The following is a 15,458-nucleotide window of genomic DNA, read 5'->3' on the forward strand; positions in this document are numbered from 1 at the left end:
AGCATAGGCTGAGTTTTCCTTTAGGAAAACTTGCATCGTAAGCATATACTGAGTTTTCGTAAGCATTCCTCAAGTATGTTTTAGACGTTAGCATGACGGGGATGTTTAAATCAAGTGCTTTCCTTTCATACTAGGAAAAAAGGAGGCAGTACATGATTGCCATGGATCCTACCCGTCCTCTGATTATACAGAGCGATTTATCGATATTAGTGGAAACGAATCACCCGGAATTTGAAGCTGTAAGAGGGACGATATCCCGTTTCGCGGATCTGATCAAAAGCCCGGAGCATCTCCATACGTATCGAATTACGCCATTATCGCTGTGGAATGCATCAGCTGCTGGAATGCTAATAGAAGAAATGTCGGACTTTTTACAGCGGAATGCCAAATTTGGAGTACCTACCGGGGTACTAAGCAGCATACGTAAATATGTAAAGCGGTATGGCATACTGCGGATGGAGAATGTCGGAAACGAGCTCTATTTAGTTAGCGATGATACAGTCGTGTTAAAAGAAATTAGCGCTTACGATTCGTTGAAGAGGTATCTTGAGGATACCCGCGGTGAGCGTGCTATTGCTATTTCTCCGATTTCACGAGGTGTCTTGAAGCAAGAACTTATCAAACTGGGGTATCCTGTAGAAGATTTGGCCGCTTATCGCCGTGGTGAGTTTCTTCCGATACAGCTTCGGAATGAAGAAACGAAGGAAGCGCCTTTCCAATTGCGGGATTACCAAAAGCATGCTGTAGATGCCTTTAACCGTGTCGGCGAAGGCGGCAGCGGTGTGTTAGTGCTTCCTTGTGGAGCAGGGAAGACTGTGGTTGGCATTGCTGCAATGGCCAGGTGCAACTGTGCGACATTGATTCTGACAACCAATGTTACTTCGGTGAAGCAGTGGAAACGTGAGATTTTAAGCAAAACGGGTTTAGCGGAAGACCAGGTAGGGGAATATAACGGCACTTCGAAGGAAGTAAGGCCTATCACAATTGCGACTTATCAGATTTTGACACATCGAGGGAAGAAAGAAGATGAATTCTCGCATATGCGGCTGTTCAGTCAGAGAGATTGGGGGTTGATTATATATGATGAGGTACATCTTTTGCCAGCCCCCGTTTTCCGGGCCACAGCAGAGATACAAGCGACTCGCAGACTCGGCTTAACGGCTACTTTAATTAGGGAAGACGGCCGAGAAGAAGACGTTTTCTCACTTGTGGGACCGAAGAAATATGATATGGCTTGGAAAGAGCTTGAGTCCAAGGGCTGGTTAGCCAAGGTCGCCTGCAAGGAAGTGCGAGTGCCCCTATCGGCATTGGATCGGGATCGTTATGGAGCCTCGGGTGCCAGGCAGCAGTTCAGGATTGCTGGAGAAAATGCCGCTAAGCTAGACGTTATTGACCACTTATTGCAGCTTCATGCTAATGAACAGACGTTAATCATCGGCCAATATATTAGTCAGTTAGAACTTATCGCTGCCCATACCGGCGCGCCCATGATCAGCGGCGGAGTGGCGCATGAAATCCGAGAAGACCTATACGAACAATTTAAGAAGGGACAGTTGCCCCTCCTTATTGTATCGAAGGTTGCCAATTTTGCTGTAGACCTGCCTGACGCCGTCGTAGCCATTCAGGTGTCAGGCAGTTATGGTTCGCGGCAAGAAGAGGCGCAGCGGCTTGGGCGCATCCTTCGCCCTAAGAGTAGCGGTACGAACGCAGCTGTCTTCTATTCTCTTATTAGCGAGGATACGAAGGAGCAGGATTTTGCTATGAAAAGGCAGTTGTTTCTAGTTGAACAGGGCTATCAATATAGCATAACAAGTTGGAATCAAACGGCGATATGACGAGAAGGAGCAAAGGATGAGATTTGAACATATCGATAAGAAAATGCCCCGAGAACTGAGAGAGCTAATTATGGAACAAAAATGGTGCTCTTCTTTGCTGAAACAAGGCGTGACATTACCTGATTTATTGACTGATCGGGAGTACCTTGCAGAGTTGAACCGGCATTTGTCATTGGATGAAAAGCATACGCTGCGTCTCATCATATCCGCATTTGGCTGTGAACCGTTTACAAAGGGAGCGCTAGAAAAGCAAGCAGCTCTTCGTATGGCAGGTGCGCAAGTCGCTCTAGGCCTTATAGGACTTAGAAGAGCAGGCGTTATAGCGGCTTTTCGCAAAGCTTGGGGGGAGCAGCTTTTTATCCTGCCTGAGGATGCTTTTGCAGCGTGGCAGCTGTTGTTATTTCCTTCAGATCAACTTCAAAAAGGTAAAGAGGATATGACTTTTGAGCTGTACGAAGCCGGGAACTCAGGGCAATTAAACATATCAGATGCTGCAGCACCGGTACATCCTAGAGGCTTGGCACAGCAGCTGTTTCATTTTCTGGTGGCTTGTAACCAACAATCATCTCTATCTCTCACAAACAAAGGGACTTTACATAAAAAGCAGCTGCAAAAACTAACGGAACAGCTAGCCTTACCAAATGATATATTGCGCTCTGCTGGGATTACTTACGCATTTAGAGACGTTTATGACGAATCTGCCGCGTTAATGATCGAAGTGGCTATTCGTATGGGTTTCCTATCCATGAATAGCCAAGGTGACCGTTACCTCTTCAATCAGCAGGCTTGTTTAAGATGGCTTCAGGAACCCTACGATAGCCAGCAAGGGCAATTATACCAGATTTGGCGTCAGTTGTTGGTTCCTGCACCTGTTTGGCTTGAACATGGCATATCATTGATGGAAAGGGGAGAGTTTGGGCAGTGGTATGAGGTGGACGCTATTGCGAAAGGAATCCGTTCTTGCTGTTCCCTTGGGGGTCAGGTGACGGATGAATCCTCGCTTCGCGCGGCTATCATCACCACATGGATAACTCCTTTATCTGTTTTCCGTTTCATAGAATTGGGTACCGACGGGGAAGATCGTCTTTGGTTTCGATGGTTAATCACACCGATACAGGAGACATCACGTAATGGGGATAGTAACCTCAGTTCGTCAGAAACGCATGTTGAGGTGCGTCCCTCGCTTTATGTACAGCCAGATTTCGAAATGTTACTCCCCCCTGACGTATCGCTTCGGACAGAATGGGATATCGCGGCTTTTGCTGATCTCCAAACGACAGATCTTGTTCGTACCTATCGCATAACCAAAGAAAGCTTCTACCGTGCTTGGGAAAAGGGGATGAGCAGCGAGGAGATGATTCGGATGCTGAACGAGAATGCTCTTTACGAAGTGCCCGCGCATATAACAATTACGTTGCAGCAATGGGGAGAGCAAGCCGGTAAGCTGTATATCGAAGAAGTAACGCTGCTTCGCTGCCGTTCCGAGGATATAGCGGAAGCTTTGCTTAGAAATGAGAAATGCCTTCCATTTCTTGGGGAACGTGTTGGCAGCTCAAACTTTATTATTATGCGTGAACATCTTACACTGCTCACGAAGTGTCTAGAGAAAATGGGTTTCCATCCAAGAAGCAGCCGAAGAGACGAGGATGCAGCGGTTGGCAATACCTTGATTTCGTCTGAAAATCAGACAGGCGGCCTTTGTTATTCACGGGATACTATCCAGCTCTATGAAATGGATACCCACTTGCCAGAACGGGACGAATTGTATCCGGATATGCAGGATATTCCTGTAAGCTGGATGAAGGAATTTCGTGACTATCACGGCTCAACTCGCAAAGAAATGATCCGTAAAGCTATCGAATGGAAAAGCGTTTTGCAGCTTCGTAAAGAAGGACGAAATCGCTTCATTATCCCCCGAATTCTACGCGAGGAACGATCAGGCTGGATATTGGAAGGACTGGAGGAATATCAGGAAATTTCATTGGCGAGCGAGGATTGGGAGGAAATGAAGCTTATTTTGCCAGGTATCAATGATGAGGGTGTTTATACGTAGGGTAGAATGAGCGATTGAGCAATGGACGAGGATTTCGCTTCAAAGAGAAAAGGAAGAAACTCTTGGGGAACTGTGGTATAGTAGAGATGTTATATATTTTTTGAGAGGAAGGATGTTGATCTTAGTTATGTTACAGACGATGGAAGCAGAAACAATAGATATGTCGGCCGTTCTGATGCAGGCCTATGACATGGGTGATATGATTAATTCCTCTGCAGAAGTGGCAGATTATTTATATTGGAAGATCGCTGTGGAGAACAGCGCGGAAGTTCGGGATCTTAAAGCTGTATTCGCCAGAAAGAAAGATGCTTTCGAGGAATGTGAACGCTTCGGGCATTACCACCCAAGCTATCACGAAGCATTAGCCGCGGTGAAAGAGATTCAGGAGAAGCTGCATGCTGTTGAAGCGGTGCGCAGGTTCAAAGAAGCAGAAGACCGATTGGACGATTTGCTGTTTTCAGTTTCTACAACGATCGCGCATGCGGTCTCCGATACGATTAAAGTCCCAAGCAATAATCCACTTCCAACTGGCAAAGGCTGCAGTTCCGGTGGAAGCTGCAGCGGGAATTGCGGGTAATAACTAAAGCTGGAAATCGGGGCGGATGATGCCGACCTCGGTTCCCTGCCAGTTATGAATAGTAGGGGTATGATAGGATGCAAGTTCGCTTACTTCGGATTCCGAAAGCAAGCTTAGCTGCTTCAAAGCTTCGACGACAGCGGGATATAAGGCCCGAACATGACCGTCTTCGATCTTCAGTACGAAGCCTAAGCCCTGCTCAGGAATCGTGATGGCGAAGATGCCTTCTGCTCCCATCTTGCCGATGATACGGCCACCCGTTACCTCGATTAATCGCGTATCGAAGCGGTCGCTTCCCGCGAGGAATTGAGGATATTTTCGCACCGCGGCGACAATTCTTTGGCAAGCGTTTGCACGTGCTTGCGGTAATTCGTCAGGGCGGCCCAATCTGGCGAAAGCAAGTGCCAGTTGGTCAATCCTCATGCCGAATACGGGCACCCCGCAACCGTCAATCCCGAGCTGCATCTGCGGCTTCGGCACGTCGGTCATAGCGCTTACGGCACCCAGCATAATCTGCTGAACCGGATGCTGGATGCTCATGTACGTATCCGGCGATGCACCTAGGTGTGCGCTAAGCGCAAGCATACCCGAATGTTTGCCCGAGCAATTGTTGTGCAAGGTGCTCGGGGATTCGCCTCGCTCGCGCATCGCCTGTGCGGTCGGCGCGTGGTAAGGTTCATGTGCACCGCATTGCAGGTGCTCATGATGGTAACCGAGCTTGCCCAGGATCCCCTGGGCCGTGCTCACGTGCTCTGCTTCCCCGTTGTGGGAAGCGCAGCATAAGGCGATTTCGGCATCGGTGAGGCCGAAATGATCAGCCGCGCCGGATTCAATCACCGGCAAGGCTTGAATGAGCTTCGCCGTCGAACGGGCGAAGGTGAGCAGCTGCGGGTCGCCTGCTTGATGCAGCAGCGTCCCCCCAGCGTTAACGACCGCGAGGTGGACGCGGTGAATACTTTCTGTTATGCTTCCACGGAATATGCGGACAATGGTGTCAGAAGGCTTCATGTAGCGGGTTCACTCCATACTAGGATTATTGAAAAGAGGTTGCAATCATGATGATCGAGCGTTGCGGATTAATCATTTGGGTAAACGATATCAAAGCCGCGAGAAACTTGGAACGGTTCGGTTCCCTTCATTACATATCCAAGAAAATGAATTATGCCGTTCTTTATATACATGCCAGCAAAGTAGAGGAGACAACACGGAACCTTTTGAAGCTCCCTTACGTCAAAAAGGTAGAGAAGTCTTACCGTAACGAAATTAAAACCGAATACAGTAGTGATGTGCCGGACAAAACTAGATTTTACACCCTTTGAGGCTGCAGTGCAAAACGAAAGCTTCGTAAGAAGCTTTTTTTATTTTTTGAATTTTTAGAAAATAAGCATTTTTTCATGATCTCACAAATATTTATTAATAATTTTATATATTCTTTCATGGGAAAAAAAGTTATAATCAAGTAAAATATAACTTACATGCAGATAGGGAATAGGTACACGGTCTCATTTTAGTAGGAAAGGGGTTGTGATCATGAAAGACAAGGTGATGGGGAGATGGAGTACTTATGAACCATTCTTCGTACAGCTGGGTGACAAGAAAGTGGCGGACGTCGTGATCACGAATCATGCGAAGCTGAGATGGAGTGATCGTGTTTCTAGCGAAAACAATTCACTCGAGGAAATTTGCGCTTTTCTGTGGGAAAAGCTTAAAAATGATAGCATCGTCCCTTATTATCGTAATGAAGAAGACGTTTATCTCATTGATGATGACTTAGTTGTTGTTGCCGAGTTTTCCCATTTGGAGCATGAGACTGATCTCGTGGGCAATCCGCTTCACAAAATGATTATAGTTACTTTCCTTGGGAAAATGTCGGAAACGATGGAGCTTCGTGATTTGAAGTCTTATTATTCTTGGCTTAGACACTCGCGTCGCATGACACTGATCAAGAACAGTCGCAAGCGTCGATAACCGAATAGGTTGCTTAACTGGAGTGTGTCGATGAAGGCATGCTCTTTTTTGCGTCTTAATGGACTGTGTGCTTGCGATTTCATATAATGGAAACAAAGAGAGGCGGGTTTACATGGCACTTAATTTTCATCAGCTACATATCTTCTTTACCGTGGCGGAGAAAGGCAGCTTCTCTCATGCGGCGGGAGCCCTGCATATGACACAGCCTGCGGTGACCATGCAGGTGCAATCCCTGGAAGATTATTTCGGCGTCAAGCTATTTCACCGCAGCACCAAAAAGATCGAGCTGTCCGAAGCGGGACGAGCTCTGCTGCCTTTTGCTAAAAACAGCATTGAGCTTATCCGTGAGACCGATGTTGCTATGTCCAAATTTACGAAGATGATTGAAGGACGGCTGCAGTTGGGCGCCAGCTTGACGATGGGGGAATACATTTTACCTCGTCTTCTTGGACCCTTCAGCAAAGACTATCCGAACATCTCCGTATCGATGAAAGTGATGAACACGACTCAGATTTTAGACGAGGTCCTGGGCCATCAGCTCAATTTCGGACTTGTCGAAGCGCCTATTCATCATCCGGATGTCCATACCGAAGCGATTCTTAGTGATGAGCTTAAGCTCATCGTGCCTGCGGACCATCCGCTAGCCGATCTGGAGGTTGTCACACTGGAGGAGCTGCTGAAATATCCGTTTGTTCTTCGGGAGCAAGGATCCGGGACGAGAAGAGTGATGGAAGAAGAGTTTGCGCGCTGCAACATGGATTGCTCTTCCATGAAGATTGTCATGGAGCTTGGCAGCACAGGTGCTATTAAATCTGCAGTTGAAGCGGGTTTGGGTATATCCATTCTCTCCCAGTCTTCCGTCAAGCATGAAGTGACGCTAGGCCTATTTAAAGTGAAGCAGATCGAGAACATTACCTTCGAACGCAGCTTCTATGCTATTTACTTGAACTCTACGCTGCTGCCAATTTCGGCAGTAAGCTTCATGACGTTCTTGCGGCAAGAGGATTTGAGCCGCTTCCTTTAATATTTTACATAAGTCTACAGTTCGCTTAATGATGTGTTCATAGTTGTCATTTACGATGAAGGAGGGGAAAGAAAATGTCTGCAAGAATCGAAGCGGATTTACATACACATACGACAGCATCAGATGGGACTCAGCGCCCTGCGGCAAACGTTCAAATGGCTTTTGATGCTGGACTAGGCGCATTGGCGATAACTGACCACGATACGGTCTCAGGTGTCGCAGAGGCGCTCTTAGCGGGTCGTGAGCTCGGTATTGAGGTTGTGCCAGGCGTTGAAATTTCCACAGTTGCTAATGGTCAGGATATCCACGTCTTGGGTTATTATATTGACATTCATAATGAGCAATTTCTTCAGAGACTGGCATCTTTGCGAGACACGAGAGATACCCGCAATAACATGATTATTGAGCGCTTGCAGCAGCTTGGGCTAGACATTACGATGGCGGAAGTGCTGCGGGAAGTAGAGAATATTAAGCGTAAAGGCGACACAGTTGGAAGGCCTCACATCGCCGCGGTACTGCTACACAAAGGCTACGTGAGCTCGATTAGCGAGGCTTTTGACAGGTATCTAGGATCTGGTGCTGCCGCTTATGCCAATCCACCAAGAATTGAGCCAGCTACGGCGATTGAGTGGATCCGAGAAGCGGGAGGGAAGGCTGTCCTCGCACACCCAGGTATATACCATGACGATGCCCTTGTAGAGACAATTGTCCAGCAAGGCTTGGATGGTATAGAAGTCTACCACTCCGATCATACGCCTGAAGATGAGGCGAAATATCTCAGTCTTGCACGACGCTCCGGACTTCTCATAACGGCTGGTTCCGATTTCCATGGTGAACGAGGCGGTGTCGTATTCCACGCACCTATCGGTTCGAGGCGAATCGGAATTGATGTTTTACAAAGCCTCAAATCAGAGAAGGAGCGGCGTACATGAAGAAAATTCGCAAAGCTATTATCCCTGCAGCAGGTCTGGGAACTCGATTCCTGCCAGCTACTAAGGCGCAGCCCAAAGAGATGCTGCCTATCGTTGATAAACCTGCTATTCAATATATCGTAGAAGAAGCAATTGAATCTGGCATTGAAGATATTATTATTGTCACTGGACGCAATAAACGTGCCATTGAAGATCACTTCGACAAATCGGTTGAACTAGAGATGATGCTGGAGGAAAAAGGCAGTACGCAGCTTCTTGAAATTGTGCAATCGGTATCGAATCTGGCCGATGTTCACTACATTCGCCAAAAGCAACCTCTCGGACTTGGTCACGCGATTCTATGCGCCCGCAAATTTATTGGGGATGAACCATTCGCGGTTCTGCTTGGCGATGATATTCTCCAATCCTCGCCGCCGGGACTTAAGCAAATGATGGACATTTATGAACAATCCAAAACGTCGGTCATTGCTGTGCAAGAAGTGCCATGGGAAGATGTAAGTAAGTATGGTATCGTCTCCCCGGCAAGCAGCCTGGACAAGTACCAGTTGATCGAAGATCTGGTTGAGAAGCCGGACCGTGATCAGGCACCTTCGAATTTAGCTGTTATTGGCCGATATATCATCATGCCGGAAATTTTCGGCATCTTGGAGAGGCAAGAGCCTGGCCGCGGCGGTGAAATTCAATTGACCGACGCTTTGCGTGTACTCAACAGGCAGCAGCAAATGGCTGCCTATCTAATGCAAGCTAAGCGCTATGACGTTGGCGATAAGATGGGATACATTGAAGCGACCATCGAGCTTGCCTTGCAGCGTCCGGATTTACAGGACCAAGTAAAAGCCTATCTATTATCTCTGATTCGTCAGTTGGAAGTAAAATAGAGAAACGCGATTGAACTTGGGAGGTTGGATGGAATGGTACAGGTGCAGCGAATTGCGGTTATTGGAACGGGATATGTCGGACTGGTATCGGGTACTTGCTTCGCGGAGATGGGGCATCAGGTGATTTGCGCTGATCGTGACGAAGGTAAAATAGCTCGCTTGCAGCAAGGGGATATGCCAATCTATGAACCGGGGCTGAAGGAGCTAGTCTCGTCCAATCTTCTAGCCCACCGCCTATCGTTTACTTCGCTAATCAGTGACGCCATAGTCTTATCCGATATCATCTTCATTGCGGTTGGAACACCAACAGAAGACAATGGCGATGTGGATATGACCCAAGTTAACAGTGTCATTGCAAGTATTGCCGCCTATTCCACAACTTCCAAGATCATCGTGATGAAAAGCACCGTACCGGTTGGGACCGGTCGCTGGGTAGAAGAACAGCTGAAGTCGTTAGCTGCTCCTCATTTAGATATGCATGTCGTATCTAACCCTGAATTTCTTAGAGAAGGCTCTGCGATAGAGGATACCTTTCATCCGGATCGTATCGTCATTGGTTCGGATCACCCGGAAGCAGGGGCTCGAATTGCTGCCCTGCATGCTTCTATACGAACAGAGCTGCTTTTGACTGACCGCGAAAGCGCTGAGCTTATCAAATACGCCTCGAATGCCTTTCTGGCAGCCAAAATTTCATTCATTAACGAAATGGCTCAAGTGTGTGAGAAAGTGGGTGCTAATGTTGGCCTTGTGGCCAAAGGCATGGGGCTGGATCGCCGCATTGGTCCTCATTTTCTGAACGCGGGTATTGGATACGGGGGCTCCTGCTTCCCCAAAGATACGAAAGCGCAGCTTAAGCTTGCTCAGAATGTTGATTATGACTTCAAAATATTACGTTCCGTGATAGAAGTGAATCACCTGCAGCGAGAACGCTTTGTACATAAAATTGAACGTGCAGTCGGCCAGTTGAACGGGAAGCGAATAGCTGTTTTAGGTTTGGCTTTTAAGCCAAATACAGACGATTTGCGTGATGCACCTGCGCTCGATATTATTGCCGCACTTAAAGGACGGGGCGCCATAGTTAATGCCTATGACCCTGTATCTACAGGGCATGCCGCTCGGCTCCTTCCGGAAGTGAACCTGTGCTCCGATCCTTATCTTGCCCTCCATGAGGCTGATGCTGTGGTTATCACGACGGAGTGGGAAGATATTCGCCGCTTGAACTGGCGTCTGGTTAGAAGCCTTGTGAAGCAACCCCTCATCGTGGATGGACGGAATATGTTTGATCCGGAGGAGATGAGCAGACTAGGGTTTACCTATGTATCGATTGGCAGAAAAACAGCCTTGTTGGACATGGTTATTTCATAAAACATGAAATAAAGAACCTAGCGGGTTAAGTCGCTAGGTTCTTTATTCTTCAAAGAGAGTTTTATTTTATTGTGACGTTCATTTGTTTAATCATGTTCTCATCCGGCGTAACGAAAAGCGTCTTCTGATTCACATAGATAACAAATCCGGGCTTTGACCCATTAGGCTTGTGGACATGTTTAATGGCTGTATAGTCGACAGGGACTTGACTGGAATGTTTGGCTTGACTGAAATAAGCGGCCAATTGAGCTGCCTCCAGCAAGGTAGTCTCTGAGAAGCTATCGCTGCGAATAACGACATGGGAGCCAGGAATATCCTTTGTATGCAGCCATGTATCCATCGAAGAGGCAAGCCGATTCGTTAAATATTCGTTCTGCGTATTATTTTTACCAACATAGATGGGGACTCCTTCACTGGAAAGGTAGCAGGCCAACGCCGGCTTATCTTTCTTTTTCTTTTTACGCTGTTTTTTATTGCGGTCACGTACATAACCTTGCTCCATAAGCTCATCGCGGATCTCTTCGATATCGGTTAAAGAAGCGACACTGAGCTGCTGCAGCAAGGAGTTTAAGTACGTAATCTCTTGATGGGTTTGTGCAATTTGTTCCTCGACAATCGCGGTGCTGTTTTTCATTTTTGTGTATTTTTTAAAATATCGCTGAGCATTTTCAGAGGGGTTCAATAGCGGATCCAGCTTTATTTTTATCAAAGCCTGGTCCTCATCATAGTAGTTGATGATCTCGACCTCACGATCCCCTCTCTTGATCAGATGAAGGGAGGCCGTCAACAGCTCGCCGAGAATTCGATATTTGTCGGCATCTTTGGAGTCATCAACGGTTTCTTGAAGTTTTTCCAACTTTTTAACATTTTTATTTGCTTCATTATGCAAAAAACGGAGCAAATCGGCCACACGTTGTTTGACCGTATCTCTTTCCGCTTTATCTCCATAAAAATGCTCCAAACAATCACTCGGAGTCGCATAGGACGTGGAAATGCCGGTTATGTGTGTTAAAGGTGTCATGGCAAAGAACAATTTACCGGTACCTTCTTGCTCTACAATGACGGGTTCGTAGCGATGCTGCCGTACAGCCGACATCACACCATCGAAAGCTGTCCACAAGGCCGCTGGGTCATCTTCTTGTTCGTTATTCCCGTCTTGACGACTGCGGTATACGATTTCTTTGGCGATCAAAGGGCTTAGCCCACTGAATGCTGCGACTAATTTTTGTTCAGGTTTTTCCTTGGACTCTTCTTCACCGGAATCTTGATGAATAGCTTGCAGGAACGAGGAGGCATCGGCCTCTAGTGGATTTTGCTTATCCTGCTCAGGCGGCGTGACATACCTGCTTCCCGGCATAACAATCCGATAAGAACTAATGGCAGGCGTTACATGATGAATGCCGTCTAGAATCGTTTCTGTTGCCGGATCCAGAAGAATAATATTGCTGTGTCGGCCCATGATTTCTACAATAATTTGTTTGGTGCTCATATCTCCTAATTCATCGCGATGACGAATTTGCATACGGATGACCCGCTCCATGCCGATTTGTTCCACAGCTTCAATAACGCCGCTCTCACAGTGCTTGCGAAGCAGCATGCAGAACATAGGAGCATCCATTGGATTTAAAGAGGACTGCTCGGTGATTTGGACCCTCGGATAGGTAGGATTTGCTGAAAGAAGAAGTTTCAAATTTTGCCCTTGTGCTCGGATGTGCATAATAACGTCATTTTCGGTGGGCTGGTGAATTTTATTGATTCGGCCTCCTACACACGCTTGCAGTTCGTGAACAATTGCATGAAGGACTAGTCCGTCTAAAGCCATGATACATACAACTCCATTCTAGGATGAAAACTTTGCTAACCTCTATGATGCCATACTTTTCACAAAAACTTAAGCGTTAGTCGGCAAGAAAGATGATTTCAGGGATATTTTCCTGCTTGTCTGAATACATTTACTTATGAGTTAACGACGAGATTATGTGGAAGTGGGAGGGAGAAGGGCAGATGAGTCAGAATAAGTGGTACCAGTTGACATCGGAAGAAGTCCTGCAGTCACAGCAGGTGAGCATGCAGCAAGGATTGCCCTGGGAGGAAGCTTGGAAGCGACAGGCGGAAGTTGGGCGAAACGAGCTTTCCGAAGGGAAGCGTGTTTCTCCGATTACACTGCTTTTGAATCAATTCAAAGATTTCATGGTGCTGGTCTTATTGGGGGCGACCTTGATTTCCGGCTTGTTGGGTGAATATTTAGATGCCATTACCATTATTGTTATTATTGTGATGAATGGCATTCTTGGCTTTACACAGGAATTTCGGGCAGAACGATCATTACGTGCACTTAAAGAACTGTCAGCCCCTAACGCAAACGTATGGAGAGAAGGCGCAGTTCATCAAATACCGGCTCGTGATTTGGTACCAGGCGATATTATTTTGCTCGAAAGTGGGGACCGGGTGCCGGCAGATGTGCGCTTTCTGGAAACGAATGGCGTATATATCGAGGAGTCAGCTCTAACAGGTGAGTCCGTAGCCGTCGGTAAAACAACATCTCCTATTTCTAACGATGAAGTACCACTTGGTGATCAGCGAAATCTAGGCTTCATGGGTACGATGGTCGCGCGTGGAACAGCCAAAGCCGTTGTTGTTCGTGTTGGGATGAGCACAGAGATGGGGAAAATCGCTGATTTGATTCAAAATACAGAATCTATGGAAACACCGCTGCAGCATCGCTTGGAACAGCTTGGGAAGATTCTAATCATTGTCGCGATTGCATTGACAGTTCTTGTTGTTATCGCAGGTATTATGCATGGACAACCACCTTATGCGATGTTCCTGGCTGGTGTCAGCTTAGCCGTCGCCGCTATTCCGGAAGGACTTCCGGCTATAGTAACCATTGCGCTTGCGCTTGGCGTACAGCGTATGATTAAGCGTAAAGCCATTGTAAGGAAATTGCCTTCTGTAGAAACCTTAGGTTGTGCCTCGGTCATCTGCTCAGATAAAACAGGAACCCTGACTCAGAATAAAATGACGGTGACCCACTTATGGGTGGGCGGTGACGTGTTGGAAGTGACGGGGGACGGGTATACGCCGGTTGGGGATATCCAATTAAGTGGACAAAGCACCGATGTTCTTAGGAACCCATCACTTAGTAAGCTGCTTCATGTGTCTGCGCTATGTAATAATGCTACTTTGTATGAGGAAAAGCAGGAGTTGAAACGGAAGAAGGGTAAGGATGGCAAAGACGGCGTTGTCTCTGTTTGGAATATTAAAGGGGACCCAACCGAAGGTGCATTAGTTGTCCTTAGTGCGAAGAGTGGTATAACCCAGGAGTCGCTAAGCGAGAAATATAAGCGTATCGCTGAATTTCCTTTTGACTCTGAGCGTAAACGGATGTCTGTACTTGTGACTTCTGAGCAGGGTCGGATGGCTTGCACGAAGGGGGCTCCTGATGTTCTCATTCAACATTGCAGCTACATCCTATGGGATGGAAAGGTGATTCCGTTCACGTCAACGCTGAAACAGAAAGTGATTTCTGCCAACGAAGGCATGGCCAAATCCGCTCTGCGGGTGTTGGGGATTGCTTACAGAGAACTTAAGAGCAGTGACCGCTACGAGGATTATGAAGATGTAGAAAATAATCTGATCTTTGTCGGATTGACCGGCATGATTGATCCACCGCGCAAAGAAGTGCGTGAATCGATCTCGAAGTGCCGTAAAGCAGGTATCAAAACGATCATGATTACAGGTGACCATCAGACAACAGCTGAGGCGATCGCTAAGCAGCTTGGTATGATTCCAGCAAATGGAGTCAGCATGAGTGGTCAGCAGATTTCGAGTCTCTCGGACGATGAACTGGATGCTAAAGTGAATGATACCTACGTGTATGCGAGAGTATCACCAGAGCATAAACTGCGTATCGTCAAAGCTTTGCAGCGCAAAGGACATGTCGTCGCTATGACGGGGGATGGCGTGAACGATGCGCCAGCGATCAAAGCTGCGGATATCGGTATCGCGATGGGGATTACAGGGACGGACGTATCCAAGGAAGCTTCCTCTTTAATTCTAAGCGATGATAACTTCTCCACGATCGTTGCGGCGATTGAAGAAGGACGCGGTATTTATGAAAATATTCGTAAATTCATCCGGTATCTGCTTGCCTCTAATGTGGGCGAAATTATGACGATGTTCATTGCGATGATGGCCGGTCTGCCTTTGCCGCTTGTACCGATTCAAATTCTATGGGTGAATCTTGTCACCGACGGTCTTCCCGCTATGGCGCTAGGTGTGGATCAAGCGGAGAAGGATCTGATGCAGCACAAACCGCGCTCGTCGAAAGAAAATATTTTCGCAAGACGATTAGGTTGGAAAATCATTTCTAGAGGTATTCTGATCGGCGTTTGCACCTTGGGTGCTTTCTGGCTCGTATTACGAGTTAACCCATCTGATGCCGATACCTTACTGAAAGCGCAAAGCGTCGCATTTGCCACTTTGGTCATGGCTCAACTCATTCACGTGTTTGATTGCCGGAGTTCACGCTCTATTTTCCACCGGAATCCTTTTCAAAATCGGTACCTTGTTCTCGCTGTGCTTTCCTCGCTCATCTTGATGCTGGCTGTTATGTATGTGGAAGCTCTTCAACCTATCTTCAAAACCGTTCCGCTTGGTTGGAAGGATTGGATTTTGGTCCTGGTCGCCGCTGGCATTCCGACCTTCTTAATGGGACTGGGCAGTGTGTTATCGCCAAAACGCAACAAAAATGCACCGCGTTCTGTTTCGTACAATTCTTCCAAACCGAGCTTTAGATGAATATGAATTGACTATGAAGTGCAAGA

Annotated in this window: 12 protein-coding genes; 10 read left to right on the top strand and 2 right to left on the bottom strand. The window is 47.2% G+C overall.

The genetic code is table 11. The annotated features are described in order from the left end of the window. Positions 1–152: 152 nt before the first annotated feature. From NYR53_RS15010 to NYR53_RS15020, 3 genes are all read left to right on the top strand, one after another. Positions 153–1,835 carry a DNA repair helicase XPB gene (locus NYR53_RS15010; RefSeq protein ID WP_261305896.1) on the top strand — a complete coding sequence of 561 codons (1,683 nt, stop codon included), beginning with the start codon at positions 153–155 and terminating at the stop codon, positions 1,833–1,835. 16 nt (positions 1,836–1,851) lie between these two features. Further along, complete coding sequence (locus NYR53_RS15015) at positions 1,852–3,888, top strand: helicase-associated domain-containing protein (protein WP_261305897.1); 2,037 nt, start codon at positions 1,852–1,854, stop codon at positions 3,886–3,888. A 127-nt stretch (positions 3,889–4,015) separates the two neighbouring features. Continuing rightward, a complete protein-coding gene (locus tag NYR53_RS15020; protein ID WP_261305898.1) occupies positions 4,016–4,465 on the top strand; it encodes a YlbF/YmcA family competence regulator in 450 nt (149 codons plus the stop codon). 3 nt (positions 4,466–4,468) lie between these two features. Here the strand turns inward: NYR53_RS15020 and NYR53_RS15025 are convergent, their stop codons facing one another. Beyond that, positions 4,469–5,473 carry an asparaginase gene (locus NYR53_RS15025; RefSeq protein ID WP_261305899.1) on the bottom strand — a complete coding sequence of 335 codons (1,005 nt, stop codon included), beginning with the start codon at positions 5,471–5,473 and terminating at the stop codon, positions 4,469–4,471. A 47-nt stretch (positions 5,474–5,520) separates the two neighbouring features. Between NYR53_RS15025 and NYR53_RS15030 the strand changes: the two genes are divergently transcribed. The 6 genes from NYR53_RS15030 (at position 5,521) to NYR53_RS15055 (ending at position 10,632) form a co-directional block, all read left to right on the top strand. Further along, a complete protein-coding gene (locus NYR53_RS15030; RefSeq protein WP_261305900.1) occupies positions 5,521–5,784 on the top strand; it encodes a YlbG family protein in 264 nt (87 codons plus the stop codon). Positions 5,785–5,995: 211 nt separating this feature from the next. After that, positions 5,996–6,433, top strand: a complete 438-nt coding sequence (locus NYR53_RS15035) for a hypothetical protein (RefSeq protein ID WP_029195611.1) — start codon at positions 5,996–5,998, stop codon at positions 6,431–6,433. A gap of 112 nt (positions 6,434–6,545) precedes the next feature. Next, positions 6,546–7,457: a selenium metabolism-associated LysR family transcriptional regulator gene (locus NYR53_RS15040; RefSeq protein ID WP_261305901.1), complete on the top strand. Its 912-nt coding sequence runs from the start codon at positions 6,546–6,548 to the stop codon at positions 7,455–7,457. Positions 7,458–7,531: 74 nt separating this feature from the next. Next, complete coding sequence (locus tag NYR53_RS15045) at positions 7,532–8,389, top strand: PHP domain-containing protein (RefSeq protein ID WP_261305902.1); 858 nt, start codon at positions 7,532–7,534, stop codon at positions 8,387–8,389. Further along, the gene (gene galU, locus NYR53_RS15050) at positions 8,386–9,267 is read left to right on the top strand and encodes a UTP--glucose-1-phosphate uridylyltransferase GalU (protein ID WP_261305903.1); all 882 of its coding nucleotides are present in this window, start codon (positions 8,386–8,388) and stop codon (positions 9,265–9,267) included. Before NYR53_RS15045 ends, galU begins: the two co-directional genes overlap by 4 nt. Positions 9,268–9,309: 42 nt before the next feature. After that, the gene (locus NYR53_RS15055) at positions 9,310–10,632 is read left to right on the top strand and encodes a UDP-glucose dehydrogenase family protein (protein WP_290429010.1); all 1,323 of its coding nucleotides are present in this window, start codon (positions 9,310–9,312) and stop codon (positions 10,630–10,632) included. Positions 10,633–10,693: 61 nt separating this feature from the next. On the opposite strand, the gene NYR53_RS15060 is transcribed toward NYR53_RS15055, so the two are convergent. Then, on the bottom strand, positions 10,694–12,454 hold the full coding sequence (locus NYR53_RS15060) for an Rqc2 family fibronectin-binding protein (protein ID WP_261305905.1): 1,761 nt from the start codon (positions 12,452–12,454) through the stop codon (positions 10,694–10,696). Positions 12,455–12,636: 182 nt separating this feature from the next. On the opposite strand from NYR53_RS15060, the gene NYR53_RS15065 reads away from it, so the two are divergent. Continuing rightward, positions 12,637–15,432: a calcium-translocating P-type ATPase, SERCA-type gene (locus NYR53_RS15065; protein ID WP_261305906.1), complete on the top strand. Its 2,796-nt coding sequence runs from the start codon at positions 12,637–12,639 to the stop codon at positions 15,430–15,432. Positions 15,433–15,458 lie beyond the last annotated feature (26 nt).

The sequence above is a fragment of the Paenibacillus andongensis genome (assembly GCF_025369935.1).
GTDB classification, from domain to species: domain Bacteria; phylum Bacillota; class Bacilli; order Paenibacillales; family NBRC-103111; genus Paenibacillus_E; species Paenibacillus_E andongensis.